We start from the raw sequence: 26,917 nt of genomic DNA on the forward strand, positions 1-26,917 counted from the left end.
GCCTGACTGCGAGCCCCCTCTATTGCGGCGTCTCCGTCTCGGCGCGGATCAGCTTGATGTCGGCGCCGGCTGCCCAGGCGCCGATATCCTCGCGCCGCAACGCCGCCGCCATCATGTCGGGAAACAGGTCCGGCGTGCAGGCGAAGACCGGTATGCCAAGTGCCGCGACCGAAGCCGACATCGCCGGATCATAGCCCGGCCGGCCCTGATCGGTCAGCGCCAGCAGCACGATGACATTGACGCCGGACCGGACCAGCGCCGCAAGCCGCCGCAGCAAGTCCTGGCCGTTGCCGCCCTCATAGAGGTCGGTGATCAGCACGAAGTGGGATTTGGTCGGCCGCTCGATGCGGTCGGCGCAATAGGCGACCGCCTGGTTGATGTCGGTGCCGCCGCCGAGCTGCACGCCAAACAGCACCTCGACCGGGTCGCTGAGCTCTTCGGTCAGGTCGACGATGGCCGTGTCGAAACAGACCAGCTTGGTGCGCACGACCGGCAGCGACGCCATCACCGCGGCGAAAATCGAGGCGTAGATCACCGAGCTCGCCATCGAGCCGGACTGGTCGACGCACAGCACCACTTCGTCGAGATCGACCAGCCGGCGTTGCTTGCGCATGAAGCCGACCAGTTTTTCCGGCACGACGGTTTTGTGCTCAGGCTGGTAGTGCCGAAGATTGGCCGAGATGGTGCGCGGCCAGTCGATGTCGCGTTGGCGCGGCCGGTTGGTGCGTCGCGACTTGTCGAGCGCGCCACGGATCGCCTCGGCGGTCTTCTGCTCAAGCCGCTGCATCAGCTTGGCAACGATGTCGGCGATGATGGTGCGGGCGATGTCCTTGGTCTTGGCCGGCATCACCGAACGCAGCGAGATCAGGTCGGCGACGAGGTTGACGTCGGCCTCGATCGCCTTGAGGAATTCCGGCTCCATCAGCATCTGCTTCAGGTTCAGCCGCTCAAAGGCATCCTTCTGGACGATCTGGACCACCTGGGCGGGAAAGAAGGAGCGGATATCGCCCATCCATTGCGCCACGCGTGGCGCCGAGCGGCCGAGCCCGCCGCGCCGCTTGCGCGGGTCGGCATCGGCATTGGCGCCGTCGCCGTAAAGCGCATCGAGCGCCGAAGACAGTTTTTTGTCATCACTGGAAAGGGCGGAGGAAGCCTCGTCATCGGCGCCGATCGCCAGCCGCCAGCGGCGCTCGCGCCCGCTATCGGAGGATGCTGGGCCGGGGTCGGGCACTTCGGCTTCGTCATCCATTGTCACACTCCGCCCGCCAGCAATGGCCCAAGCCGCTCCAGGTGACGGCGCCAGCCCTCGCCGCCATCCGGCGCCGGCGTCAGGCCGGCCGGCAACCTTGCGGTGCGGCCGAGCACGGCCTCGATCAACCGCTGCCGCTCCATCGAGTCCAGATTGGAGAAGACGCGGCGCAGCAATGGCAGATGCGCGATGAAAGCGTCCTCGTCGAGCGATTTCAGCCACCCATCGACGGCGCCGCGCAGGCCCTCGTCGTAGATCAGCCGCTGGCCGGCAGTGCTGAAGAAACCTTCGAAGAACCCCGCTGCCTGGGCGACCGGCGTCCCCGGCGACAGCCTGCGTCCGAGCAGCCCGGCGGCGTCCTCTGCCGACAGTTGGCCGGCTTCATAGAGCAGATGCGCGGCGCAGCCGGCGAGCAGCGCCGTCGAGCCCGGACCTTCCAGCACGCCGGTCAGGCCGTTGCGCCATGCATCGAGCACGCCTTCGCCGGGCTCGACCAGCCGGATCGCCGTGTCGGCCTTGCGCACAGCACCGACCAGCGTGGTGGCGGCCTGCTCGTCCAGGTCGCGCACCGCATAGGGCAGCGCGATCGCGCCTTCGACGATCAACCGTTCCAACAAACCGGACAGCCGGTTGGTTTCGGTCTTGCGCGCCTCGCCGTAACGGATGATGTCGGCAAGCGGCGGCACCGAGGCCAGCATCTCCAGGCATTCGCTGCTGTGCGCTGCGCGCGCCTCCAACGCTACAAGGCCGGCGCTCGCGGCCTCCGACAGATCCGCCGTAATGGCGCTCTGGACAAGGGCGGCAAGCGTGTCGAGGCTCGCGGCCGCACCGAGCATCTGGATCAGGCGGCCATTGGCGGCCTTTTCGATAGTCGGGCCGTAGATCAGGTTCTCGACCAGGCGCACGGCATATTCCGGCTCCCAGGCCAGCGTCCATTTTTCGCGAAAGGTGCCGCGGCTGCGGCCGGCGTCGGCCAGCCTGCCCCATTGCACGCCAAGCACGTTCAGCCGGTGCAGCAATGTCGAACGAAACAGTCCGCTTTCGCTGCGCAGATCGACCGACAGCTCGCGTTCCAGCGCCTCCGGCTTCAGCCGCGCCGCCTTCTGGTTGCGCTGCAGGTCCTCGATCAGCGGCGCCAGCGGCGTGTCGGGCGGAATCTCGCCGACATCCGCGCCCAAAAGCAGCTCGGCCTCGACCAGCGCCCACAGCACCGCTTCGCCGTTGAACAGCGCCGCGATCGCGGCATCGCGCAATTCCTCGAAGCCGGGCTTCGGCCGCTCGCGAATGGCAGCCAGTGTGCGCGCAAGCCGCTCGGCCTCGATCAGCGACGCGGTCGACACCAGATGGCCCTTCGCCCGCAGCACCGCCGCGATCGTCGCCAGCCACAGCGTCGCGGCGTCGCGCCGCCCTCGTGTGCGCCACAGATGCTTGCACCAGCCGGGCGCGACGACGCCAGCGCCATAACCATAGCCCAGCGCAAGACGCGGCCCGGTCCATGGCGCCCATGTCATGATGCTTTTGCGCCGGGCAATTCCCTTGATCAGCGCCTGGTCGTTCTTCTGCGTGTGCGCGGCCTGCAGGGCCGGCACATGCCATGCGCCGCAGACGACGGCGATCGGTCCGGCGAATTCCTTGCGCGCGGCGGCGATTTCCAATCGCATATGCGCTTCACGCTTGGCCTCGAACGGCGCGATCGCACCTTCGCCGTCGCGCAGCGTCGTCATCGCATCGGTGATGGCAGCGAAGATTGGACCCGGCTGCGGATTCTGCTCGATAATGTCGGCCCACCAGCTTTCGCCATCTTCATAGCCGGCGGCCGCAGCCAGCGTGCCGATCGGGTCGCGATGCGATGCGGGCTCGCCATCCTCACCGGTTTCGTCCTTGGGTTCGGGCTTGTCGGCGTCAGCCGTTTTGTCGGGGTCGTCGGTTGCCGGTGCCGCGAACCGTGCCGATGACGGCAGGTCGATGAACCGCAATGCCGCCTTGTTCGCCACCGCCCACACCGCCGCCTGGTATTCCGGCGAGAACTCGGCGAACGGCCAGAAACTTGTCGCGGCCGGATCGTCCTCGGGGTAGCAGAGCAGCGCCACCGGCGGCTGCATCTGCGGGCGCGCCAGCAATGGCAGCAGGGCGGACGCGTCGCTCGGCCCTTCGATCAGCACCGCGACCGGCTGCAAGTCCCGCAGCGCCTGCACCAGGCTGTCGGCGGAGCCCGGCCCGTGATGGCGGATGCCGAAATAGGCGACGTCGCTCATGACCTCAGATCGCTGCGTTCAGCGCCGCGTAATAGCCGGCATAGTCCGGCCGCTTCTTGAGCACCGTTTCGAGATATTCCTCCAGCACCACCTTGTCCTGCACCGGGTCCTTGACGATGGCGCCGACAAGGCTGGCGGCGAGGCCTTCGGCGCCGAGCTTGCCGCTGTCGAACCACGCCGCCTGGCTGAGGCCGCCGACCATGGTGGCGATCGCCTCGGCGGTCGAGAGCGAACCCGAAGGCGTCTTCAGCGTCACCTTGCCGTCGGCGGTTGCGCCCGAGCGCAGCTCGCGGAAAATGGTCAACACTCGAGCGATCTCCTCGCCGACATTTTTCGGCACCGGCAGGTCGAGCCCGCCGGCCATCTCGTCGACCCGCTTGGAGACGATCGCCACCTCTTCCGCCATGTCCTCGGGCAGCGGCAGCACCACCACATTGAAGCGGCGTTTCAACGCCGAGGACAGCTCGTTGACGCCCTTGTCGCGGTTGTTTGCGGTGGCGATGATGTTGAAGCCGCGCTGGGCATAGAGCGACGTGTTGAGTTCCGGGATCGGCATCATCTTTTCCGACAGCACGGTGATCAGCGTATCCTGTACATCGGAGCCCATGCGCGTCAACTCTTCCAGGCGGCATAGCTTGCCGCTCTCCATGGCGCGGTAGAGCGGCGTCGGCACCAGCGCCTCCTGGCTCGGCCCTTTGGCCAAAAGCTGCGCATAGTTCCAGCCGTAGCGGACCTGGTTCTCGTCGGTACCGGCCGTGCACTGCACGATCAGCGTGGAATTGCCCATGATGGCGGCGGCGAGATGTTCCGACACCCAGGATTTTGCGGTGCCGGGAACACCGAGCAGCAGCAGCGCGCGGTCCGTGGCGAGTGTCGCCACCGCCGTTTCCATCAGCCGGCGGCGGCCGACATATTTTGGCGATATCACGGTGCCGTCGCTTGCCTTGCCGCCGAGCAGGTAGGTCAGAACGGCCTTTGGCGACAGGCTCCATCCCGCAGGTTTTTGCTTGTCGTCATTGCGCGCCAGCGCCTGCAGTTCAGCGGCATAGGCCTGCTCGACGGGGAGGCGGATGGCTGCGTTCATGGTGCTGTTCTCCGGATTGTCATGGGTTGGTTCCCGTCAGGGCCGCGTTGAGGCGCAGGAAAGCGAGCGAGGCTGCCGCCGGCGGCATGCCGGCCGCAACGACATGCTCGATCAATTTTTCCGCTGTCGCCGCAGTGGCCAGAAAGCCCAAAGTTTCCAACAGGTCGTCGACGGTTCGCTTCATCGCGTCATCATTGCCGGCGACAGCCGAACGCAACACCGCCAAGCTCTGGCCGTTCGTCAGGTCGGGCCAATCCAGCCAGTTGGCTTCGAAGCCCTCGGCAAGGGTGAGCGTGCTAACATACTGCGGCGTATCTTTCAGGATCAGTCTGACCAGGACACGCTTCCTGCGGCTATCCAGGCGCGGTGTCAGGTGCAGCACGAACAGTGCCGGCTTGCCACCCTCGGCGATCAGCGTGTCGGCCATCTGCGTTACTGCAGCGTCGCTGCCCGACGCTGCGACCATTCGTGAGATCTGGATGTCCGCATTGTTGTCGGCACCGAACTGCCAGGCTGCAATGAAATCGGGTTCGCTGACCCCAAATCGGGAAGCAAGGTCGACCAGATTGCAGGTCTCGAACAGTTCGGCGCGGCGCTTTTCCTGCGCCGGCGATTTGAGCTTTGCCGGCGTGTAGGTGGTGCGGCGGCGGATAAAGCCGGATTTGCCTTCTGCGATGAAGGCGGCAAGTTCGGCAACGGGATCGTCGGCACCGCCACCAACACGACCGTGCTCGCCCAACCTCGCCAGCAGCCGGCTCGCCAGTTCCTGCACCTTGCCGGAGCGGTCAGTGGCCAGGCTTTTCAGGAACGGCGCGTCCTCAGGCGTCAGGCCGAAATGCATGAGTTCGATCAGTGCCAGCCGGACTTCCGCCGGCTCGCCGGGCGCCTTCGCTTCCATCAGGCTGCGGGCCGTGGCCGGATCGCGACGGCGCATCTCGGTCAACGCGATACGGCGCGCGGCGGGGTAAAAGTCATCCCAGTTCTGCACCGTCAGTTGCTCCTGCGGCGCAATCTTCAGCCCCTCGACGCTGGCCTGCCAGTCGATCCACGGTGCATAGATGTCAGGGCTGTTCTGGTCTGATGCCGACGGCATCCAGTCCATCGGATGCAGCACGTAGCCACGGCCGGCGACGAGCGTCGCCACGCGCGCCTTGCGCCGCGCATCGGCGGTGTTCTTCAAGGCAGCCCGCAACAGCGGCCGCAACCGCTCCGGCAGCAGCGGCAGGCCAAGCCTCGGCAGCGGCGGGCGCCGCTTCAGCGACTTCGGCGCGGCTGGCCTTAAGCCCACATCGAGCGCCTGCGCGGCGATGGCCAGCAACAGCCGCTCCCGTTCGTCCGGGCTTGCGCCGCCGGCGATTTCCTTCCACGCGGCTGGCGCCAGATCGAACGCAGTTCCGCCGGTGATCCAGCAGTCGCGCATCGTCGCCAGGCCGGTTTGCTCGAGCTCGTTCATGACAGATCGAGCCTCCCGAAGCCGCTTTGCGCGGCGAGCAGATCGAGCCGCGCGCCGTTCCACAGGGCTGCCGTTGCCGAAAGGTCGAGACCGAGCACGGTTTGATCGACGGTTCCGGCGACAGGCAGGGCGATCCGTTGCGGGTCGTGCGCCGCTTGCCACCAGGCGGTGCCGCGCTCATCGAGCAGGATCGCGCCGGCAGGCAGCATCAGCGGGCTATCGGTCGACCAGGGTGCTGCGTCCTGGTGCGCCGCATGCGCCGCCAGCGGATCCTTGACAATGCCGAGGCCGAAATCCGGCCAGGCGCCCGACACGACATCGCCCTTGCGCTCCGCTACCAGCGCCCGCAGCCGTTGGCGTGACGGATAGAACACCAGCCTTGCATCGAACCGGTCGCCAGGTGTGAACGCGGCAGAGCGGCGGCCGGCCGAGGCCGGAAAGAAATCGAGTAGCAGCGCAAATTGCGGCGTCGGGCTTTTCAGGTCGAGCAGCCAGGTAGAATGGCTGACAAGGCCGTCGCGGCGGGTCTCGATCTTCTCGCCGATGACTTCCCACTGGCTGTCGACCTGTCTTGCATCGGGATTGGCCAGCACCTGGTCGCGGGTTTCGGATGCCGACACCAGCCGCTTCAATTCGGGATCGTCTGGCGCCGAGCGCCAGGCCTTGGCCAGCAAAACCAGCTTGCCGAGTTCGCGGATCGCCGCGTCCGGCCGTTCCTCGCTGCGCAGCGCCATTAGCCGGGCCGGGATTTCGTCGATGCGTCCCGCAAGCGCCGTTGCTTTCATGTCGACCAGCCTGGCGGCAATGCGGCGGCAGCGCTCGCTGCTGGCGTCGGCAAAGGCGGAAAGGCCGAGCCGCAGCTGGTCGGCAATCCACTGGTCGAGTTCGTCCAGCGCGCCTGCCACCGCGGTGCGCGTATCTTCCGCCCGCTTGCGCTGCGCCGTCTCGCGGCGCTCCGTCGCGGCGGCGTCATCGACGGTGCTTTCCTCTGCCTGCGAGGCCTCGCCAATGCTCTTGCCAGACGCGCCCCTGCCAGACTTTGCGTCGACCGGCGGGGGCGCACTCTTCCTGCGCCGGCCAAGCCAGTCATTGACCCATTCCGGCGTTGTTTCGGCTGATGTGAAGCTGGCCGGCGCCGTGGCGGCGATCCACATCAGCGCCAGCGTGTGCTTGCAGGGAAATTTTCGCGACGGGCAGGTGCATTTGTAGCCGTGGTCGCCGGTGTCGACGACGGTGCGATAGGGGTTGGATCCCGAGCCCTGGCATTCGCCCCAGATCAGCGCCTGCTGCTCGTTCTTCTCCAGCCGCGGCCAGTTCGAGCGCTTGGTGAGCTTCGAGGCGGCGCTTAGCGACGCCTGATCGGGGGCCAGCGCCTCGATGGTTTTCAGTTCGAATTCCAAGCCGCGCCTCTCGTCACCCCAAATCAATGCCTGGCATCAATATAGGGTGCCGTTTGTGAAGGATTGTTGTGGCCCCGGCAAGACGAAGATAGCGCAGATCAGTACAACGGCGTGGCCATATGCCGGGGCGTCGGCCATTGCGCGGTGATCTCGGGCTGCACCGGGCGCTCGAGATAGGTCGACAGCACGACATAGCTTCGCGTCGAGGTGACGCCGGGCGTTTCGTAGAGACGCGCCAGCAGGCCTTCGAGCGCCCTGGTGTCCTCGGTGCGGACCTTGAGCAGCAGGCAGGTGTCGCCGGCCACCGAATGGATTTCCTCGACCTCAGGATATTGCGAAACGGCCATCAGCTCCGGCGTCTTGCCCCAGCCCTTGGTATCGATATGCACGAAGGTGAGCAGCGGCTTTTTCACCGCCTTCGGGTCGATGATCACAGCCGTGCCGCGGATGGCGCCGCTGCGCCGCAGGCGCTTGACCCGCTCATGCGCCGCCGGCGGCGACAGGCAGACGCGTTCGCCAAGTTCGGCGTAGCTGATCGTCGCATCCTCGACCAGCACGCCTAATATTTTTCGGTCGATTGCGTCGAGCTCTCGGGGAGCTACCTTATTCTGCAGAACCCCATCTGTTTCTTCGTCCATATCGAAATTCCTTGTTGTCGCGGAATTCAGTTCGGCCATTATGACCCGATGACGAACGCGCATCAAGCTGCAACGCTCCATCAGCCGATCCCGGCGCTGGCCTATCTCCTGACCGGCTGCATCGCCGTCATCGGCTCGAACTCGCTGGTCCTGGGTCCAATTGCTCCGGCAGTCGCCGCATCCTTCGGCACCAGCGTGCCGGCGGTGATGGCCGCGTCGGCTGCCTTCGGTCTCGGCACTTCCGCCAGCGCTTTGTTCCTCGCCCGCTATATCGACGGCGTCGGCGCCCGCCGCATGCTGCAGGGCGCTCTGCTGTTGCTGACGGTCGGGCTTCTCGCCAGCGCGCTGGCGCCGACGGTGATCATGCTGGTCGCGGCCCAGGCCGTCGCCGGCATCGCCGCCGGCGTCGCCATGCCGGCCATCTATGCCAGTGCAGCGGCAATTGCGCCGCCCGGCCGCGAAAGCGGCACGATCGGCGTCGTGCTGACCGGCTGGACGGTCTCCATGGTGGCCGGCGTGTCGCTGTCGGCCGTGCTTGCCGATCTCGTGCACTGGCGCGCCGTCTTCGCCGCCGTCGCGGTGCTTTCCGCCATTGCGCTTGCTGCCTTGTCGATGACCTCGCTCAGCGACGTCAGGAAGAGCGGCCCGGCGCCGTCGCCGTTCGTTGCGCTGGCCATTCCGGGCATCGTGCCGCTGCTCATCGCCTGCACCGCCTTCATGACCGCTTTTTACGGCGTCTACGGCTATCTCGGCGATCATCTGCACCAGGATCTGGGCGAGCCCGTCAGCGCCAATGCGCTGGCCGCACTCGCCTACGGCGCCGGCTTCGGCGCCGCGGCCTTCCTCGACGGCGTCATCGACCGCATCGGCGCACGGCGCGTCATGCCTTTCGCCTATCTGCTGGTCGCCGTCGTCTATGTCGCGATCGCGCTCGCAAGCAGCAATTTCGTGCTGATCCTGGCTATGATCGCCATCTGGGGCCTTGCCAATCATTTCGGCCTGAACGTGCTGGTGATGCGCCTTACCGCGCTCGATCCGTCGCGCCGTGGCACCATCATGGGCCTGAACAGCTCGGTCACCTACCTCGCCGTCTTCATCGGCACCACCAGCTTCGGGCCGCTTTATTCATCGTTCGGCTTTGCCATCTGCGCCATCGTCGCCGCCGTGCTGATGCTGGTTGCGGCAGCAGCGGGGTCATGGCGATCGCCGCTGCCCATCAAGCCGTAAAGCTTGCGTTCTCATCCCGTCCTTCGCTAGAGCTTGGCTTGCCATGCGAGCCCCGCCCGGATGAAGACGACGCTTGAAACCACTGCCGACCCCTCGTCAGACGACCTCGCCTTCCTGGCCGAGCGGCTGACGGCGTTCAATGACGGCGATGTCGGCCCCTCCGGCCGCAAGCCGATCGCCGTCTTCGTTCGTGATGAGCACGGCGCTGTCGTCGCCGGCATTTCGGGATACACCGCCTGGGGCTGGCTCTATGTGCAGTGGCTGTGGGTCGACGAACGCCTGCGCGGCCGGCATATGGCCGGCGACATGCTGGGCGCTGCCGAGGAGGAAGCGGTCAAGCGCGGCTGCCAAAACGCCTGGATTGATACGTTCAATCCGACAGCGGCCAAAGTCTATGAGCGGCAAGGCTACCGGCGCTTCGGCGAACTGCCTGACTTTCCCGTCGGCCGCAGCCGCATCTTCCTGCAGAAGAAGCTCTAACCTGCCAGCCGCCCGCCTTGCATCGGCCGCGGCACGCCGGTGGTGCTGGGAAAGCTGATCGGCAGGCCGCGCAGCACGCGCACGGCAAGGAAGGCAAAGCATTCGGCCTCCACCGCATCGCCTTTCCAGCCCAGTGTCTCGGCCTGCACAACCTCGACGTTGGCGCGCCTCGCCAGCATCGCCATCATCGTCGGGTTGCGGCGGCCGCCGCCACTGACCGCCAGCCGCTTCGGCCGGCGCGGCAACAAATCGAGCGCCTTGCCGACGGCCGAGACGGTGAAGGCCGTCAGCGTCGCCGCCCCATCCTCTGCGCCGAGGCCGTCGGCCATGGCGGCGCCGAAGTCGAAACGGTCGAGCGATTTCGGATAGGGCTTGGTCAGATACGGATGCTGGAGCAATTTGGCCAGCCGCACTTCATCGACGGTGCCGGCCGCGCCCAGTGCGCCGTCGCGGTCCATCTCGCCGAGGCCGTTTGCCTTGATGAAATCGTTGAGCGGCGCGTTGGCCGGGCCAGTGTCGAAGGCGACGATGTTGTCCTTGCCGTCCCACCAAGTGACGTTGCCGACACCGCCGAGATTGAGCACAGCGGTGTCCCCGCTGGCGTCGGCTTCCCTCAAAAGCGCCGCGTGGTAGGCAGCCGCCAGTGGTGCGCCCTGGCCGCCAGCGCGCACATCGTCCGAGCGGAAATCATAGGCGACCTTGGCGCCCAAAATGGAATGCATCAGCGCGCCATCGCCCAACTGGCGCGTATCGCCGCGCCGCCCGGGTTGCGGGGCACGATGCAGCACGGTTTGGCCGTGAAAACCGACCACGCCGATATCGCCCATGGTCAGGCCGTAGCTTTCGACAAGGTCCTTCACCGCCGCCGACTGCGCCCGCGTCAGCGCCTCCTCGGCTTCGGCAAAGATCGCCGGCTCCGGCCCGTCGAAATTCCACACCCGGGCCTGACGCAGCGTCTCCTCCAGCAAGGCACGGATCGCTGCGGGGTAGGGGGCCAGCGTATAGGTGCCGAAATCGGCGATCCGCTCGCCATCGGTCTTGATCAGCGCCACGTCGATATTGCCGTCAAGCACGGTGCCGGTCATCAGGCCGACGGCCCAGATTGGTTCCACGGTCGACTCCCTTGCGACACCGTTTGCGATTCCAACGCAATCACCTGTCGGACGGATTGTCTCGCCAGGCAAGACCCTGGCCGCGGTCGATTGCTCCGAACCTGCCGGCAGGGTTTTTCACCGAACAGCGAAAATCGAGCAACGTCGTTCTTGCGTCTCGCCGCTCAAGACGCCAGCTATGAGACGAACACGTCATCGCCAAGGAGAAACGACATGGCATCCGAAGTCGCAGTGATCGCCGGCGCGGGTGCGGGCCTGAGCGCCTCTTTGGCACGCCTTCTCACCACGGAAGGCTATCGTGTGGTGCTGGCCGCCCGCAACACGGCCAAACTCGCGGCGCTGGTCGGGGAAACCGGCGCGCTGGCCGTCGAAACCGACGTCGCCGATCCGGCCTCCGTCGCCGGCCTGTTTGACGCCGCCGACAAGCAAGGCCCGCTGGCCCTTGCCGTCTTCAATGCCAGCGGCCGCACGCGCGGCCCGATCGCCGAGGTCGATCCCGATGCGGTCAAACAAGCCTTGCTTGTCGGCGCCTATGGCGGCTTCCTGGTCGGCCAGCAAGCGGCGCGGCGGCTGCTTGCGCGCGGCTCCGGTTCGATTCTTTTCACCGGCGCCTCCGCCAGCATCAAGGGCTTTCCCAACTCCGCCGGCTTTGCCATGCCGAAATTCGGCCTGCGCGGTCTGGCTCAGTCGATGGCGCGCGAACTCTTCCCGAAGAACATCCATGTCGCCCATTTCATTATCGACGGCCAGATCGAGCCGGTCGGGACGAAGCCCGAGCGACCGGACAGCCAGCTGTCGCCCGATGCGATCGCGCAGACCTATCTCGCGACCCATCGCCAGCATCGCAGCGCCTGGAGCTTCGAGGTCGAGCTGCGGCCCTTTGTCGAGACATTCTGACCGGTCCGGCGTGACCGTTCTCGCAATTGCGAAATCTTTGAGAGAATATTCCCGGCTTCGTGTTTGAGAAGAAATGCGGTTCTTTGATCCGGCAAGCAGCATTGCCGATGATGTCGTCAAGGCTTGGTATTCCACCTCGCCGCAATGACTTCAGGATTACGAGGGATCGACAATGTCCGAACGCGGAAACGCTTCCAGCTCTCTTCTTTTTTCAGCCATCAGCCGGCGAGCTGCCCTTGCGGCACTTTTTGCCTCGGCCGTCACGCTTGCCGGTCTGGCTCAGCCGACGCCGTCCTTCGCCGAGGACAAGAAGTCTATCAAGGTCGGCATCATCAGCGGCGAGGATGAGGATGTCTGGCGCGTCGTCGTCGCCCAGGCCGCCGAAAAAGGCCTGACCGTCGAGACCGTGGTGTTCAACGACTACACCCAGCCCAACGAGGCGCTCGAGCGCGGCGAGATCGACGCCAACGCCTTCCAGCACCAGCCCTATCTCGACAACCAGATCAAGACCCAAGGGTACCACATCGTGCGCGTCGGCTACACCGGCGTCTGGCCGATCGGCCTCTACTCCAAGAAATACACCAAGGTTGCCGACCTGCCCGAAGGCGCCGTCATCGGCTTGCCCAACGACCCCTCGAATGAGGGCCGCGCGTTGCGCGTTCTGCAGAACGAAGGCGTGATCAAGCTGAAGGACGGCACCGGCATCCTGGCGACCACCGCCGACATTGCCGAGAACCCGAAGAAGGTCGTCATCAAGGAACTGGATGCCGGCATTGTCGGGCGCTCGGTCGAGGATCTCGACGCGGCTGTCGTCAACACCGACTGGGCGCTGAAGAGCGGTCTCGGCCCGGACAACCGCATCGCCCAGGAGCCAGTGGCCGACAACCCCTACCGCAACTTCATCGCCGTGAAATCCGGCAACGAGAACGAGGCGTGGGTGAAGACGCTGGTCGCGTCCTACCAGAACGAGGCGGTCAAGGCCGAGTTCGACAAGGTCTACAAGGGCACCGGGATCAGCGCCTATTGATTGGCGCCTGGTTGTCAGGAGCAGGCGGCCCGCTGTTGAGCGGGCCGCTGTCGCATTTTGTCGAGCGTTGAAACGGACAGTGAGATGAACCAGCACGTCACGGCCGAGGCATCCGGTCCGGTCAATATATCGGCCGGGCAAGAAGATGTCGTACGCCTGGTCGACCTCAAGCGCCGCTTTGGCGCGACGCCTGCGCTCGACGGCGTCTCGCTGACGGTGCGCAAGGGCGAGATCCTCGGCATCATCGGCCGCAGCGGCGCCGGCAAGTCGACGCTGATCCGCTGCCTCAACGGGCTGGAGCGGCCGGACTCCGGCGACGTCTTCATCGAGGGCCGCGAGATCGGCCGGCTCGGCGAGCGTGAATTGCAGCCGCTGCGGCGTCGCATCGGCATGATCTTCCAGCACTTCAATCTGCTGTCGGCCAAGACCGTGGAGGACAATGTCGCGCTGCCGCTGAAGATCGAGGGCCGCCCAAAGGCCGAACGGCTGGCGCGCGCCGCCGAATTGCTCCACCTCGTCGGCCTGTCGGAGAAGGCGAAGGCCTATCCGTCCTCGCTGTCGGGCGGCCAGAAGCAGCGCGTCGGCATCGCCAGGGCGCTGGCCGCGCGGCCAGCGCTGCTGCTGTCCGACGAGGCGACCTCAGCGCTCGATCCGGAGACGACGCGCTCCATCCTGGCCTTGCTGAAAGACATCAACCGGCAGCTCGGCCTGACCATCCTGCTCATCACCCACGAGATGGAGGTGATCCGCTCGATCGCCGACCGCGTCGCGGTGATCGATGCCGGGCGCATCGTCGAGCAAGGCCCGGTGTGGTCGGTCTTTGCCGAGCCGCGTTCCGAAATCACCAGGAGCCTGCTCGGCGGCATCCGCCCGCAACTGCCGGCCGAGATTGCCGGGCGGCTTGCTCCCGGAGGCGGCGCCGAGCTCATCCTCAGGGTCGACGTCGCAGGTGAGGCCGCGCGCGGTCCGCTGCTGTCCGATCTTGCGGTGGCGGTGCCGGGGCCTTTCCGCCTCGTCCATGGTGGCATCGACCATGTCCAACAGCAGCCGGTCGGCACGCTGTTCCTTGCGGTCGCGGGCAACGATCCGAAACATCTGTCGAAAGTAATCGCATTCCTGAAGGCCCGCGACGCGCGGGTGGAGGTGCTTGGCCATGTCGCCGGTTCTGTTTGAACTTCTGCTGCGTTCGATCTGGGAGACGGTCCTGATGACAGCCGCGTCCGGTCTCATCTCGCTCGTCTTCGGGCTGCCGCTCGGCCTGGCATTGATTGCCACCGAGCGCGGCGGCATTGCCGAAAGCCTGTGGGTGAACCGCGCGCTCGGCGCCGTCATCAACGGCTTCCGCTCGGTGCCTTTCATCATCCTTCTGGTGGCGCTGATCCCGGTGACGCGGCTGATCGTCGGCACCTCGATCGGCACCTGGGCGGCGATCGTGCCGTTGTCGATTGCGGCGACGCCCTACTATGCCCGCATCGCCGAAGTGTCGCTGCGCGAGGTCGATCGCGGCCTGATCGAGGCGGCGCGCGCCATGGGCGGCAACCGCTGGACCATCATCCGCGAGGTGCTGGTGCCCGAAGCATTGCCCGGCATCGTCGCCGGTTTCACGGTGACGCTGGTAACGCTGATCGGTGCCTCGGCCATGGCCGGCGCCATCGGTGCCGGCGGGCTTGGCGACCTCGCCATCCGCTATGGCTACCAGCGTTTTGAGACCAGCGTCATGGTCGCCGTGGTCATTGTGCTGATCATCCTCGTTTGCGGCATCCAGTGGGTCGGTGACCGGCTGGTCGCCAGGCTGGACCGGCGCGGATGAGCGCCACGAACGTTATTTGCCGGCAGGCTGCCAAACGCAGCGCCGGCTTTCTCTATCGGCGCCGAGATTGGATTGCGCGTTGCTTTGATCGGACCGGCCTGCGTGCCACCGTGACAGCGGAACAAGGAGCTTGACCATGCCCAGGATCGTACCCGTGCTTGATCTCGGCCGTCTCGAACAGGGCGCTTCCGAGCGGCGAACGTTTCTCTTCGACCTGCGCACGGCCGCGCGCGATGTCGGCTTCTTCTATTTGACCGGCCACGGCATATCGGCTGCGGATACCGCAGAAGTGCTCGACGCCTCGCGCCGGTTCTTTGCCTTGCCGGAAGCCGACAAACTGGCGATCGAAATGGTGAAGTCCTCGCAGTTCCGCGGCTATACGCGCGCCGGCGGCGAGCTGACCAAAGGCAAGGCCGACTGGCGCGAACAGCTCGACATCGGCGTCGAACGCCCGGCCATCGAACAAGGCCCCGGCGTGCCCGCCTGGACGCGGCTGCAAGGGCCCAACCAGTGGCCGGCCACGCTGCCCGAGCTGAAGCCGGCGCTACTCGCATGGCAGGCCAAGGCGACGGCGGTGGCGATCCGGCTGCTCCGGGCCTTCGCTTTGTCGCTCGATCAGGCCGAGGACGCCTTCGATCCCGTCTACCGGGCCGAGCCCAACCATCGCATGAAGATCGTGCGCTACCCCGGCCGCGACGCCACCGGCGACAACCAGGGCGTCGGCGCGCACAAGGATGGCGGTTTCCTGACGCTTCTGTTGCAGGACGAGAGCAAGGGGCTGCAGGTCGAATATGACGGTGCCTGGGTCGACGTCGATCCGCTGCCCGACACGCTGGTGGTCAACATCGGCGAACTGCTCGAACTGGCGTCGAACGGCTATCTCCGGGCGACAGTCCACCGTGTGGTGACACCGCCGGCCGGCGTCGAGCGCGTCTCGGTCCCGTTCTTCTTCAGCGCCCGGCTCGACGCCACGATTCCGCTGCTCGACCTGCCCGAGGAACTGGCGGCCGAGGCGCGGGGCCCGGCCAGCGATCCCGACAATCCGCTGTTTCGCAATGTCGGCACCAATGTGCTGAAGAGCCGCCTGCGCTCGCATCCCGACGTGGCGCGCCGGCACTACGCCGATCTCCTGGAAACCGGCGCCTCACCGGCTGAAATCTTTCAAAACGAGATCGAAATTTCCGAATCTCGCGTTGTTTTAGAAAGCCGTTCGTCGCCATCTGCCGCGAATACGCGCATATAGGAATTATCGTTCGGCGGTTTCCTCCCATTCCACCGAGCGGTGTTCCCCTCTGAAGGTTCTTGACCTTCTTTTGGCCGGGCCGCTTTCGCGCCCGGCCTTTTTTATGTAGCTCTTCTTTCTTCCCCACAAGGGGAGAAGGAAGAGGCGCCAGGGGACTTCACCCAAACTTCGGATCAAGGCTGCCCGACTTGTAGCGCTTGGCCATCTCAGCTACCGGCAGCGGCTTGATCTTCTGGGCATTGCCGGCGGTGCCGAACTGCTCGAAGCGCTCCTTGCACAGCTTGCGCATCGCCGCCATCGCCGGCGTCAGATATTTGCGCGGATCGAACTCGCTCGGGTTTTCGGTCAGCACCTTGCGGATGGCGCCGGTCAGCGCCATGCGGTTGTCGGTGTCGATGTTGATCTTGCGCACGCCGTGCTTGATGCCGCGCTGGATCTCTTCCACCGGCACGCCCCAGGTCGGCTTCATCTGGCCGCCATATTTGTTGATGATCTCCTGCAGGTCCTCGGGCACCGAGGACGAGCCGTGCATGACCATATGCATGTTGGGCAGGCGGCGGTGGATTTCCTCGATGACATTCATCGCCAGCACCGCGCCGTCCGGCTTGCGCGAGAATTTGTAGGCGCCGTGGCTGGTGCCCATGGCGACAGCCAGCGCATCGACATGGGTGTCCTTGACGAATTCGACCGCCTGCACTGGGTCGGTCAAGAGCTGGTCGTGGCTGATGGCGCCTTCGACGCCGTGGCCGTCTTCCTGCTCGCCGCCGCCGCTCTCAAGCGAACCGAGCACACCGATCTCGCCTTCCACCGACACGCCGCCCCAATGCGCCATGTCGACGACGCGCCGGGTGATTCCGGAATTGTAGGCATAGTCGGCCGGCGTCTTGCCGTCCTCTTTCAGCGAGCCGTCCATCATCACCGAGGTGAAGCCGTACTGGATGGCGGTGACGCAGGTGGCTTCGTTGTTGCCATGGTCGAGATGCATGCAGACCGGGATGTCGGGGTGGATTTCGACCAGCGCGTCGATCAGCTTGGCCAGCACCACATCATTGGCGTAGGCGCGGGCGCCGCGGCTTGCCTGCAGGATGACCGGCGACTTGGTCTCCTCGGCCGCCTCCATGATGGCGAGGCCCTGTTCCATATTGTTCATGTTGAAAGCGGGTACGCCGTAGCCGTACTCGGCGGCGTGATCGAGCAATTGTCTCAGTGTTATGCGAGCCACCCAATAGTCTCCCGTATCTGGTTTCAAGCGCAACGTCGCGGGCCGGCCGGTTGCCGGCCAGATGCTTCTGGCCGGATTTCGCCAGAACCGCAACCGTCCGCCGCCATCGAGGCCGCAATTCTTGTTGCAGGGCTGAAATCCGGTAGCCAGCCGGTGAGGCGCTAATCTCCCTCATTGAGGGGGAGATGGCCGGCAGGCCAGAGGGGGTCGGTTCGACTGGAGCGCTAGCATCATCTGTCGGTGCTGGGAGGTCGCGTCAGGACGCGCCGACCCCCTCTGTCGCCTTTGGCGACATCTCCCCCTCAAGGGGGGAGATTATCCGCGTTCGGGGAACATCGCCTTCAAGCCTTCGCGCGAAGCCTTGGCCACACCGCGCTCGGTGATCAGCCCCGTCACCAGCCGTGCCGGCGTCACATCGAACGCCGGATTGGCCGCCGGCGTCGCTTCGGGCGAAACCCGAACCTGCGCGATCTTGCCGTCCGCCGTCTTGCCCCAGACCAGCGACACCTCGTCACCGGAGCGTTCCTCGATCGGGATTTCGGTGAGGCCATCACCCACCGTCCAGTCGATGGTCGGCGAGGGCAGAGCGACGTAGAAGGGCACGTCGTTGTCGGAGGCGGCGAGCGCCTTGAGATAGGTGCCGATCTTGTTGCAGACGTCGCCATTGGCCGTGGTGCGGTCGGTGCCCACGATCACCATGTCGACCGCGCCACGCTGCATCAGATGGCCGCCGGCATTGTCGACGATCAGCGTGTGCGGCACGCCGTGGCCGGCCATCTCCCAGGCGGTCAGCTGGGCGCCCTGGTTGCGCGGGCGCGTCTCGTCGACATAGACATGGACCGGAATGCCGGCCTCGACGGCGAGATAGATCGGCGACGTGGCGGTGCCGTAATCGACCGTCGCCAGCCAACCAGCGTTGCAATGGGTGAGGATGTTGACCGGCTCGCCCGGCTTCTTGCGTGCCGCGATCTCCTTGATGATGGCAAGCCCGTTCTCGCCGATGGCGCGATTGAGATCGACATCCTCGTCGGCGATTTCGGCAGCGCGCTTATAGGCCGCCTCCGCGCGCTGTCCCAATACGATCGGCCTTAGGAACCGCCGCATCTCGTCCAGCGCCCAGCGTAGATTGATCGCAGTCGGCCGCGTCTTGTGCAGCGTCTCCCAGACCGCGTCGAGCGCTTCGTCAGACGGATCGTCCGCCATCTGGATGGCGACGCCGTAGGCCGCGGTGACGCCGATCAGCGGCGCGCCACGAACCCACATGTCACGGATCGCGGTGGCGATGCCGGCAACGCTCCCGATCGTCTCGACCCGGAACTCGTGCGGCAGCCAGCGCTGGTCGATGATCTCGACCGAACGCTGGTCGTCGCTCAGCCAGATGGTGCGGTAGTGGCGCTCGCCGACGTTCAAATCCTGCTCTCCCGTTCGATCAAAGCGGCCAGATTATTAACCTCGTCCATGCCGTGAATCTGGCGCCGGTTGACGGCGATGTGACGGCCGAATTTCAGCGCCTTGGCCTCGCAGGAGGCTCGCAGATCCTCGTCCTCGATGGTCTCGAAATCGGCATTGTGGGCGAGGCCGAGGATGCGCCGGTGCACCTCGATGCCGGCAAAGCCCAAGAGGTCGGTCCAGATCTGGTGCAGCACATGGTCGAGCGCCTGCTCCGAGGCGAGAATGTCGCCCTGATCCTCGAACAGGCTCTTCTGGTAAAGCATGCCGGTGCGCTCGGTGCGCCATAGATGCGAGAACTCGGCGCGGAACACCGTCCAGGTGTCGTTGGTCACCCCGAGCAGATAGGCACGCATGGCGTCACGCTTGCCCTTCTGTTCATGGCCGCGCTGCGAGAAGTAGGACATCCAGAAATTGGCGAGCAGCATGCCGACGTCGAAGGCCATCGGACCGTAGAAGGCGAACTCCGGATCGATCATCCGCGTCTCGGTGTCGGTGACCATGATCGAGCCCGAATGCAGGTCGCCATGCAGCAGCGTCTCGGCGTTGGCGGCGAAGATATGCTTCAGCCGCTGCGCTTCGACCTTGAGGTCGCGGTCGGCACGCAGTTCGGCAACCAGGCCGTCGAGCTGCGGCGAGGTGTGCCGGTTCAGCTTGGCGTCGAAATAGGGATCGGAAAACACCAGGTCTTCCGTGATGCCGCAGAGCTCGACATTGTCGGCGAACAGCGCCAGGTCGGCCTTGCGGTCCTTGGTCGGCATGGAGAGATCGGAGCCGCGGAACAAAGTGCGGGCCATGAACAGGCCGATGTCGCGGGCAATATTTGGCAACTCGCGGCCGCCGATCAGGGCACGGCGCAGGATGATGTGCGGCGGCGCCAGATATTCCATGATGATCAGCGCCTGGGCTTCGTCGAAATGGAGGATCGCCGGCACCGAACCCGGCGCGCGCGCCTCTTGCCGCGTCAGCGCGTGATACTCGAAGAAGGAGCGTTTGAGCGGCAACGGCCAGCTGTCGCCGACGAGGCGAACATAGGGCAGGGCCTGCTTGACCACGGCCGCACCCGACACGCCCTCGACGATGAAGACGAGGTTCAGATTGCCGTCGCCGACCTCGCGCACCTTCCAAGGGCCCTTGCCGATTTTGGCGCACAGCGCTTCGTTCGTACCGAGGCGCGTTGCAAGCGTCTCCACCGACAGTGCTTCAAACGGCAATTTCGCAGTCATTCCTCACCCTCCCGCTTGCTCGCTCCAATCATAGTGGAGCGATGGCGGTGAGGCCAAGCTAGGAAGCTGACTGGCAATTGTCAATCGAGTTGACAATTGATGACGTAGCCCATAGCGTCATCGTTAGGGAGGAACGAATGGGCAATGATGCCGTGTTCCGCGTGGACGGGCTGAGGAAATCCTTCGGCCATATCGAGGTGCTTGGCGGCGTCTCGCTCGAATTGCATGCCGGTGAGATCAGTGTGCTGATGGGCGCCAACGGCGCCGGCAAGTCCACCCTCGTCAAAATCATCAGCGGCGTCTACGACCATGACGGCGGCATCATGCACCTCGCTGGCGGCAACTTTGCGCCGAACACGCCGGCAGAGGCGATCCGCGCCGGTGTCGTTACCGTGCACCAAAACATCAATGACGGCATCGTCGCCGATCTCGATGTCGCCACCAATCTGACGCTCGACCGGCTGAGCGGCAAGGGCGCGCCGCTGCTGTTCAACCCCGGCCGGGTGCGCCGCGAAGCCAAAGCGGTGGCCGACCGCATGGGGCTCGCCATCGACCTCAAGGCCCGCATCAGCGACCTGTCGCTGGCCGATCGCCAGATGGTGGCCATCGCGCGCGCCATGGCGCACCAGCCGAAAGTGCTGATCCTCGACGAGCCGACCTCGTCGCTGTCCAGCGCCGAGGCCGACCGGCTGTTTGCGCTGCTCGACCGCTTGCGTGAGCAGGGCGTCGCCATCCTCTACATCTCGCATCGCATGTCGGATATCAGGCGGCTGGCCGACCGCATCGTCTCGATGCGCGATGGCGTCATCTCAGGCGTCTTCGACAGCAAGCCTCTCGACTATGAGGGTGCCGTTAACGCCATGCTCGGCCGCAAGATCCATCTTGACCGCATCGAAGCCAGGAGTTCTGCCAAGCCGATCCTGACCGTCGATGCCTTGCGCATCGCCCCTGGTGCCCGGCCATTCTCGCTGACGCTCGGCGACGGCGAGGTCGTTGCCATCACCGGCCTCGTTGGCGTCGGCAAGACCGCGCTCGCCGAGACGCTGTTCGGCTTGCGCAAACCGCTGTCCGGCACGATGACTTTATATGGCAAGCCCTATGCGCCCGCGTCGACCGGCGAAGCCATCGCCGCCGGCGTGTTTCTGGTCGCCAAGGACCGTGGCGAAAACGGCATCGTCGGCGGCTTCAACATCCAGGAAAACATCAGCCTGCCCTTCCACAAGCGCATGTCGCGCTTTTCAGTTCTCAAACGCGGCCTTGAACGCACTATTGCCCGCCGGCAGATCGAGGATCTCGCCATCGTCTGCCGCTCGGAGAAGGACGAGATGACCACTCTGTCGGGCGGCAACCAGCAGAAGGTGATGGTGGCCCGCTGGATGGCGCAGGACGCCCGATTGTTCATTCTCGACGAACCGTTCCAGGGCGTCGATATCTCCGCCAGGCGCGACATCGCCGCCAAGCTGAGGGCCAGCGCCAATGGCCGCGCCACGCTGCTGTTCGTCACCGAACTCGACGAGGCACTGGAGACGGCCGATCGCATATTGGTGATGTCCGAGCAGACCATCGTCGGCGAACACCGCAACGCCGATGTCGATCTCGACCGTCTGCTGGCCGAAGTCGCGGGCGGGCCGTTGCACAGTGCGGCCTGAGCCACGATGATTGAAGAACTGAGGGTTGGAATGGAGTGCACGGGTTTGAGTTGGGTATTGACGGCGGGCGCTGAATGACGCTGCGCGATTACGCTATCCGCTACGGGTTCATCGTGCTTCTGTTCGGGCTGATCGCGTATTTCGCCATCGCCGCCGACGGGTTCGTCTCGCCGCAAAGTGCCGTCTTCATTTTCCAGTCGGTCGCCATCACCGGCGTGCTGGCGCTGGGCGTCACCGCCACACTGGTTGTCGGCGGCTTCGATCTCTCGATCGGCTCGGTTGCCACATCGGCCATGATGGCGGCTGCCTATGTCATGGTGGTGCTGGAGCAGAACGTTGTCGTCGCTGTCCTCATCTGCCTGCTCATCGGCGCCCTTGTCGGCCTCATCAATGGCTGGCTGATCGTCTATATGCGCGTGCCCGATCTGCTGGCGACGCTCGGCATGATGTTCCTGCTCGTCGGCCTCCAGCGCATCCCGACTGAAGGACGCTCCATCGCCACCGGTATGACAATGCCGGACGGCTCGGTCGCCAACGGCAAATTCTCCGACGCCTTCCTGGCGCTCGGCCGCCACCGCTTCGACTTCTTCATCCCGAACCTCATTCCGGTCTCGGTGGTCGTGCTGATCGTGCTCGCCGTGCTGATCTGGTTCTTCCTCGAATACACACGCTTCGGCCGCATGATGTATGCCGTGGGCAGCAATGAACGGGCCGCCGAACTCGCCGGCGCGCCTGTCAAGGCATACAAGATCTGGGCCTACGTCATTTCAGGAGTTTTTGCCTCGATCGGCGGGATTTTGCTGGCCGCACGGCTTGGACGCGGTGACATCGCGTCGGGTAATAATCTGCTGCTCGATGCGGTTGCCGCGGCGCTGATCGGCTACGCGGTGCTCGGCGCCGCCAAGCCGAACGCCTTCGGCACCGCCATCGGCGCGCTGTTCGTCGGCATCCTGCTGCAAGGCCTGACGATGATGAACGCGCCTTACTACACGCAGGATTTCGTCAAGGGCGTGGTTCTCGTCGTCGCCCTTGTCTTTACCTTCGCCCTTTCCGGCCGGGGCAGGAGATAGAATGGCTGCCGGGACAGTTTTGGGTTCAACAAACGGAGGAAAGAACGTGAACATCACAAGACGACTTTTGGGGAAGGTCGCGCTCGGATTGGCCGGCGCAACAATGCTGATGCAGGTCCCGGCCTTTGCCGCCGACAAGCCGGCGCCGTTCGACAAGCCCGGCGTCAAGATCGCGCTGGTGCGCTATCTCTCGACCGGCGATTTCTTCCAGGCCTATCTCTCGGGCGTCGAGTCCCAGTCCAAGGCGCTCGGCATCGATCTGCGCGTGCTCGACAGCCGCCAGGACGCCGCCCTTCAATCCGACATGGTCGACCAGGCCATCGCACTCGGCGTGCAGGGCATCATCATCCAGCACGGCCTGACGGAATCGATGAAGGACGCCGCCCAGCGCGCGGTCGATGCCGGCATCAAGGTCGTCGCCTTCGACGTCAATGTCGAAAACCCCAAGATCCCGCAGATCGAACAGTCCGACAAGGACCTTGCGCGCCTGGCGCTCGAGCAGGCGGTCAAGGACAATGGCGAGAGCTGGAACGCCGGCTATGTCTATGTCGCTGGCATCGCGCCGCTCGACCGCCGCAACGAGACCTGGGTCGACGTGAAGAAGAAACATGCCGGCATCAAGGAAGTCGCGATGTTCGGCACGCTCGACAACCCGATCGCCAACTCGGTCGCCAACCAGGCGCGCTCGGTGCTGCAGGCGCATCCCGACATCAATGTGATGTTCGCGCCCTATGACGAGTTCGCCAAGGGTGTGAAGATCGCCGTCGACGAGGCGGGGCTGAACAAGAAGATCAAGATCTACTCCGCCGACATCTCTACCTCGGACATCGCGGCCATGCGCGAGACCGACAGCGCCTGGGCCGCCACCGCCGCCACCAACCCTGCCGTCGTCGGCCAGGTCTCGGTGCGCGCGCTGGCGCAGCTGCTCGCCGGTGAAGATCCCGGCCACAACGTCGTCGTGCCGCCGACGCTGATCACCCAGAAGGACCTGATCGACAAGGACATCAAGAACATGGAGGACCTGTCGGCCAAGCTGCCGCAATTCGCCCATGCCGATGTCGCCATGCCGGCCTGGATGCCGAACCCGAACGCGAAGTAGGATCGGTCGTCTGATAGATGCGAAGGGCGGCTATGGGCCGCTCTTTTCATATTGATGGTAAGCCTGCCGGCCTACAACCAATGGTCTGGATCGCGCATCCCGTGGACAATCGCCACAGCGATAACACCATCGGGCTGCGGCTCGTAGATGATGATTTAGCGGTCTTCGACGAGCACGCGGGCCGTTGCGCTTAACTCGGGCCGTGCGCTGCCCATCTTGGGGTGCTGCGCCGCCAGCTCCAGTCTTTCGAAAATGCGCATCAACAGTCTGTCTGCTGCCTTTTCATTGTCGGCGGCGATGGTGTGCCAGATGTCTCGCAAATCCTGCGAAGCGCGCGGTGTGAGCCGATGGCTAGCCACGGGCGCGGCGTTCTGCCTTCAGGCTGCCGATGAACTCGGTGGGGTCGACAGCCACTGGCTTGCCGCTGCCCATCCCGTCGGCATAGGCCCGCTTCAAGTGCTGGAGTTCGAGCGTGCGCAATTCCTCGCGCTGCTCCCATAAGCGCAGGGCGTCGCGGACAATCTCGCTGTTGGAAGCATAACCGCCACCTTCGATAGCGCTTTGCAGGCGAGCTATCTGCTGCGCGGTAAGGGATATGGTGAGGGTGCGCATAGGTTCGTTTTTCATACCCACATTATAATGCAGCCAACAAGATCTAACAATATCTGTTAGGAATCTGCCCCTGCATCATGACCGCCCGACGCGCACCAGCCACCGCGCCGTCCTCGCCATGCAGGCGTGCAGCACCGGAACACCATATTCGATGGCAGGCAGGCCATGCGGCGCCCTTGGCGGGATCGCCAGCATCCGCCATGCCCGCCCGGCGGCAGGCAAAGCTGCGTCCCATCAGACGGTGTCGCCAGCGCGCCGTCCTTGAAATCGCTCAGCAGCCATTGGCCTTCGCGGGTGACGAAGGTGGGAACGGAGTCGTATTTCGCCGATCCAGAGTACGCATGACATGGTTGCCGAAAGCAGCGAAACCTCATGCTCGGCGGAGCGCCCGCCGAACAGCACGCCGACACGAAGTCTCTTCGCAGCCATCGACAACTCCACCAAGGATCAGGGTCGGAGCTCGCATGCGAAACACAAGGCGCGCCCTAAAGTGGTCGAGCAATAGGCCAAGGATTGGAGTGGATTTTGACCAGTTCGAGCAGTTTTTCAGCACGACCTGCAAAAGCAGTTCTCCGCCTGGAGTCCTTCAGGCGGGAGAGCGGTTCGTCGTTTTGGTGAACGATGAACCGCTCCAGGTCTATGTCTAGCGCAGCGCTGCGGCGATGTTGCCACCGTCGACCGTCGTCACATCGGCGGTGGTGCGTTCGGCCAATGCTTGGTGCAGGAAGGCCTGCGCCACGTCTTCTGCCGTCACCTCCTGTCCGAGCAGATTGCCCGACATGTATTCCTTCTCCGACACGCCGCGCGCGCCGGAACGGCTGGCGATCATGGCGTCGGTCAACAGGCCGGAGCGGATGCGGTCGGCGTTGACCGCATTGGAGCGGATGCCGTGCGCGCCGTAGTCGAGCGCATATTGCCGGGACAGGAATAGCGTCGCCGCCTTCGGCACACCATAGGCGCCGAATTTCGGACCCGGGTTGACCGCCTGCTTGGAGGTGTTGAACAACAACACACCGCCGGTGCCCTGTTCCAGCATGAGGCGCACCGCGTTCTGCGCCGCCGACTGGTGGGCGAAGAAGTTGAGCTCGAAACTCTTGCGCAGCAGGGCATCGTCGAGCTCGCCGATGCGGCCTTCCCAGGCGGCACCGGCGTTGGAGACCAGAATGTCGACGCCGCCATAGACAGCGACAGCTTTGTCGAAGGCGGCGCGCAGCTCGGCCGGGTTGGTGATGTCGGCGCCGACGCCGATCGAATTGTTGCCGGCTGCCTTTGCCGCCTCGGCCGCCCTGGCCGCATCGAGATCGACGACGACGGCATGCGCGCCATTGGCGGCGAACAGTTTTGCCGTCGCAGCACCGATCGCGCCGGCGCCGCCAGTGATCAGCACCACCTGGCCGGTCAGCGGCTTCGGCTTGTTGGAGGCGAGCTTGGCCTGCTCAAGCGACCAGTACTCCAGCGGGAAGAGGTCGGCCTTCGATAGAGGATGGAAGCTGCCGACGGCCTCGGCGCCGCGCACCGCCTCGATCCACATCTCGCCGACATCAGATGCGATCTTCGCATCCTTCAGCGTGCGGCCATGGCCGAACATGCCGAGGCCCGGCACCAGCGTCAGCCGCGGCATCGGGTCGAGCATGGTGCGCTGGACGTCGTCCAGCGCATCGTTGGTTTCGAAATAGGCGCGATAGTCGTTGGCGAAGGCGTCGACATGGCTCTTGATGACGGCCTTGTAGTCGCCAATCTTGTCGGCGTCTGGCGCCGGAACCGCCATCGGTCCGGTCTTGATGCGGATCGACAGGTCGGGCGTCGACACGCCGCGTCCGGCATAGTCTGCAATGCCGGCTGAGTTGATGAAATCGACGATGGCGTCCGAAGTGCGGAAATCGCTGATCATGCGGTCGAAGCGGCCTTCGCCACGCGCCACCGCCACCGCGCCACGCAGCATCGGCGCGATCGCTGCCGGCGTTGCGAGCTTGGCCGGCAGTGCGGCTTTCGCTGTCTTCGGCTTGCCGTTCTTCGCCACATAGTCTTCGGCCACGTTCACATAATGGATCATGCGGTCATAGGCCTGCTTCGCAGCGTCGCCGAAGGTGAAGATGCCATGCTTGTCGAGGATCAGGCCTTCGACGCTGGGGTCGGCGTCGTAGACATCGGCGGCCACCTTGGCGAGGTCGAAGCCCGGCTTGATGTAGGGCACGTACCCCATCTTGTCGCCGAACACGGTCTTGATCAGCGGCTTGCTGTCCGCCTGGTCGACGATGGCGAGGATCGCGGTCGAATGCGTGTGGTCGACGAATTTATGCGGCAGGAAGGCGTGCAGCAGCGTCTCGACCGATGGATTGGGGGAGGCGGGGTCGATGAGGTTCGCCCGCTGCAGCGCCACCATGTCCTCGTCGGCGAGGCTGGCCAGCGCACGCGCCTTCAGCAGCGCGCCGAGCTTGACCGCCGGCAGGCCTTGCGGCTCGATCACACCCATGTCCCAGCCGCTGCCCTTGACGGACAGCACATCCCATTCGTCGCCGACGAGATCGGTGGCCTTGGTCTTGCAGGAGGTGTTGCCGCCGCCATGCAGCACCAGCCGCGGCTCGCCGCCGAGCAGCCGGGTCGTGTAGACGCGCAGCGCGAGGTCGCGGGCAACGCCCTTTTTCGCATAGTCGGCAACCAGTCTTTCCGCGTCGCCGTCATTCCAAAGGTTCTTCATGTCGCTATGTCCGCTTT

23 protein-coding genes and 1 pseudogene are annotated in these 26,917 nt (G+C 65.0%); 10 read left to right on the top strand and 14 right to left on the bottom strand.

Annotated features, from left to right (window positions below; translation table 11 throughout):
- Positions 1-19: 19 nt before the first annotated feature.
- From AC3EML_RS12100 to AC3EML_RS12125, 6 genes are all read right to left on the bottom strand, one after another.
- Positions 20-1,249 (bottom strand): VWA domain-containing protein, encoded by a 1,230-nt coding sequence (locus AC3EML_RS12100; protein WP_352521223.1) that lies wholly within the window; start codon positions 1,247-1,249, stop codon positions 20-22.
- 2 nt (positions 1,250-1,251) lie between these two features.
- Positions 1,252-3,504 (bottom strand): DUF5682 family protein, encoded by a 2,253-nt coding sequence (locus AC3EML_RS12105; protein WP_352521224.1) that lies wholly within the window; start codon positions 3,502-3,504, stop codon positions 1,252-1,254.
- Between the two features lie 4 nt (positions 3,505-3,508).
- A complete protein-coding gene (locus AC3EML_RS12110; protein WP_023673899.1) occupies positions 3,509-4,588 on the bottom strand; it encodes an ATP-binding protein in 1,080 nt (359 codons plus the stop codon).
- 19 nt (positions 4,589-4,607) lie between these two features.
- Positions 4,608-6,041: a DUF5691 domain-containing protein gene (locus AC3EML_RS12115; protein WP_023738416.1), complete on the bottom strand. Its 1,434-nt coding sequence runs from the start codon at positions 6,039-6,041 to the stop codon at positions 4,608-4,610.
- Positions 6,038-7,441: an SWIM zinc finger family protein gene (locus tag AC3EML_RS12120; RefSeq protein WP_352521225.1), complete on the bottom strand. Its 1,404-nt coding sequence runs from the start codon at positions 7,439-7,441 to the stop codon at positions 6,038-6,040. The genes AC3EML_RS12115 and AC3EML_RS12120 overlap by 4 nt, the downstream gene beginning before the upstream one ends.
- A 98-nt stretch (positions 7,442-7,539) precedes the next feature.
- A complete protein-coding gene (locus AC3EML_RS12125; protein WP_023724276.1) occupies positions 7,540-8,079 on the bottom strand; it encodes an Lrp/AsnC family transcriptional regulator in 540 nt (179 codons plus the stop codon).
- Between the two features lie 48 nt (positions 8,080-8,127).
- Here AC3EML_RS12125 and AC3EML_RS12130 point away from each other — a divergent pair, with 48 nt between their 5' ends.
- Both AC3EML_RS12130 and AC3EML_RS12135 read left to right on the top strand, forming a co-directional pair.
- A complete protein-coding gene (locus AC3EML_RS12130) occupies positions 8,128-9,306 on the top strand; it encodes an MFS transporter (RefSeq protein ID WP_023696650.1) in 1,179 nt (392 codons plus the stop codon).
- A 60-nt stretch (positions 9,307-9,366) separates the two neighbouring features.
- A complete protein-coding gene (locus AC3EML_RS12135) occupies positions 9,367-9,786 on the top strand; it encodes a GNAT family N-acetyltransferase (protein WP_023684459.1) in 420 nt (139 codons plus the stop codon).
- Here AC3EML_RS12135 and AC3EML_RS12140 read toward each other — a convergent pair.
- Positions 9,783-10,898 carry an anhydro-N-acetylmuramic acid kinase gene (locus AC3EML_RS12140; RefSeq protein ID WP_023709949.1) on the bottom strand — a complete coding sequence of 372 codons (1,116 nt, stop codon included), beginning with the start codon at positions 10,896-10,898 and terminating at the stop codon, positions 9,783-9,785. The two genes, AC3EML_RS12135 and AC3EML_RS12140, sit on opposite strands and share 4 nt — an antisense overlap.
- 213 nt (positions 10,899-11,111) lie before the next feature.
- Between AC3EML_RS12140 and AC3EML_RS12145 the strand changes: the two genes are divergently transcribed.
- From AC3EML_RS12145 to AC3EML_RS12165, 5 genes are all read left to right on the top strand, one after another.
- Entirely contained in the window at positions 11,112-11,795 is a 684-nt protein-coding gene (locus AC3EML_RS12145) for an SDR family NAD(P)-dependent oxidoreductase (protein ID WP_023668581.1), read from the top strand.
- A 172-nt stretch (positions 11,796-11,967) separates the two neighbouring features.
- Positions 11,968-12,822: a MetQ/NlpA family lipoprotein gene (locus AC3EML_RS12150; protein WP_023668580.1), complete on the top strand. Its 855-nt coding sequence runs from the start codon at positions 11,968-11,970 to the stop codon at positions 12,820-12,822.
- A gap of 84 nt (positions 12,823-12,906) precedes the next feature.
- Positions 12,907-13,995, top strand: a complete 1,089-nt coding sequence (locus AC3EML_RS12155; RefSeq protein ID WP_352521226.1) for a methionine ABC transporter ATP-binding protein — start codon at positions 12,907-12,909, stop codon at positions 13,993-13,995.
- Entirely contained in the window at positions 13,976-14,632 is a 657-nt protein-coding gene (locus AC3EML_RS12160) for a methionine ABC transporter permease (RefSeq protein ID WP_023668578.1), read from the top strand. The genes AC3EML_RS12155 and AC3EML_RS12160 overlap by 20 nt, the downstream gene beginning before the upstream one ends.
- A 136-nt stretch (positions 14,633-14,768) precedes the next feature.
- Positions 14,769-15,875, top strand: coding sequence for an isopenicillin N synthase family dioxygenase (locus AC3EML_RS12165; RefSeq protein ID WP_023701524.1), 1,107 nt, complete (start codon positions 14,769-14,771; stop codon positions 15,873-15,875).
- 157 nt (positions 15,876-16,032) lie between these two features.
- Here the strand turns inward: AC3EML_RS12165 and fba are convergent, their stop codons facing one another.
- The 3 genes from fba to mtnK all read right to left on the bottom strand — a co-directional run bounded on the left by fba (position 16,033) and on the right by mtnK (position 19,772).
- The gene (fba, locus tag AC3EML_RS12170) at positions 16,033-17,097 is read right to left on the bottom strand and encodes a class II fructose-bisphosphate aldolase (RefSeq protein ID WP_031247178.1); all 1,065 of its coding nucleotides are present in this window, start codon (positions 17,095-17,097) and stop codon (positions 16,033-16,035) included.
- Positions 17,098-17,412: 315 nt separating this feature from the next.
- Positions 17,413-18,507: an S-methyl-5-thioribose-1-phosphate isomerase gene (gene mtnA / locus AC3EML_RS12175; protein WP_352521227.1), complete on the bottom strand. Its 1,095-nt coding sequence runs from the start codon at positions 18,505-18,507 to the stop codon at positions 17,413-17,415.
- On the bottom strand, positions 18,504-19,772 hold the full coding sequence (gene mtnK / locus AC3EML_RS12180; RefSeq protein WP_023687046.1) for an S-methyl-5-thioribose kinase: 1,269 nt from the start codon (positions 19,770-19,772) through the stop codon (positions 18,504-18,506). The genes mtnA and mtnK overlap by 4 nt, the downstream gene beginning before the upstream one ends.
- Before the next feature lie 137 nt (positions 19,773-19,909).
- On the opposite strand from mtnK, the gene AC3EML_RS12185 reads away from it, so the two are divergent.
- The 3 genes from AC3EML_RS12185 (at position 19,910) to AC3EML_RS12195 (ending at position 23,590) form a co-directional block, all read left to right on the top strand.
- A complete protein-coding gene (locus AC3EML_RS12185; RefSeq protein ID WP_352521228.1) occupies positions 19,910-21,421 on the top strand; it encodes a sugar ABC transporter ATP-binding protein in 1,512 nt (503 codons plus the stop codon).
- A 74-nt stretch (positions 21,422-21,495) separates the two neighbouring features.
- A complete protein-coding gene (locus tag AC3EML_RS12190; protein WP_023668572.1) occupies positions 21,496-22,491 on the top strand; it encodes an ABC transporter permease in 996 nt (331 codons plus the stop codon).
- Between the two features lie 46 nt (positions 22,492-22,537).
- Positions 22,538-23,590 (top strand): substrate-binding domain-containing protein, encoded by a 1,053-nt coding sequence (locus AC3EML_RS12195; RefSeq protein ID WP_023687049.1) that lies wholly within the window; start codon positions 22,538-22,540, stop codon positions 23,588-23,590.
- Between the two features lie 155 nt (positions 23,591-23,745).
- On the opposite strand, the gene AC3EML_RS12200 is transcribed toward AC3EML_RS12195, so the two are convergent.
- The 4 genes and pseudogenes from AC3EML_RS12200 to AC3EML_RS12215 form a co-directional block, all read right to left on the bottom strand.
- Positions 23,746-23,949 carry a type II toxin-antitoxin system RelE/ParE family toxin gene (locus AC3EML_RS12200; protein ID WP_023668570.1) on the bottom strand — a complete coding sequence of 68 codons (204 nt, stop codon included), beginning with the start codon at positions 23,947-23,949 and terminating at the stop codon, positions 23,746-23,748.
- Positions 23,942-24,202, bottom strand: a complete 261-nt coding sequence (locus AC3EML_RS12205; RefSeq protein ID WP_023692171.1) for a ribbon-helix-helix domain-containing protein — start codon at positions 24,200-24,202, stop codon at positions 23,942-23,944. Before AC3EML_RS12205 ends, AC3EML_RS12200 begins: the two co-directional genes overlap by 8 nt.
- 94 nt (positions 24,203-24,296) lie before the next feature.
- Positions 24,297-24,631 (bottom strand): annotated as a pseudogene (locus AC3EML_RS12210) (D-alanine--D-alanine ligase A); the annotation flags it as partial.
- Positions 24,632-24,845: 214 nt separating this feature from the next.
- Positions 24,846-26,900: a bifunctional aldolase/short-chain dehydrogenase gene (locus AC3EML_RS12215; RefSeq protein WP_352521229.1), complete on the bottom strand. Its 2,055-nt coding sequence runs from the start codon at positions 26,898-26,900 to the stop codon at positions 24,846-24,848.
- Between the last annotated feature and the right edge of the window lie 17 nt (positions 26,901-26,917).

The organism is Mesorhizobium sp. P170090, assembly GCF_057786115.1.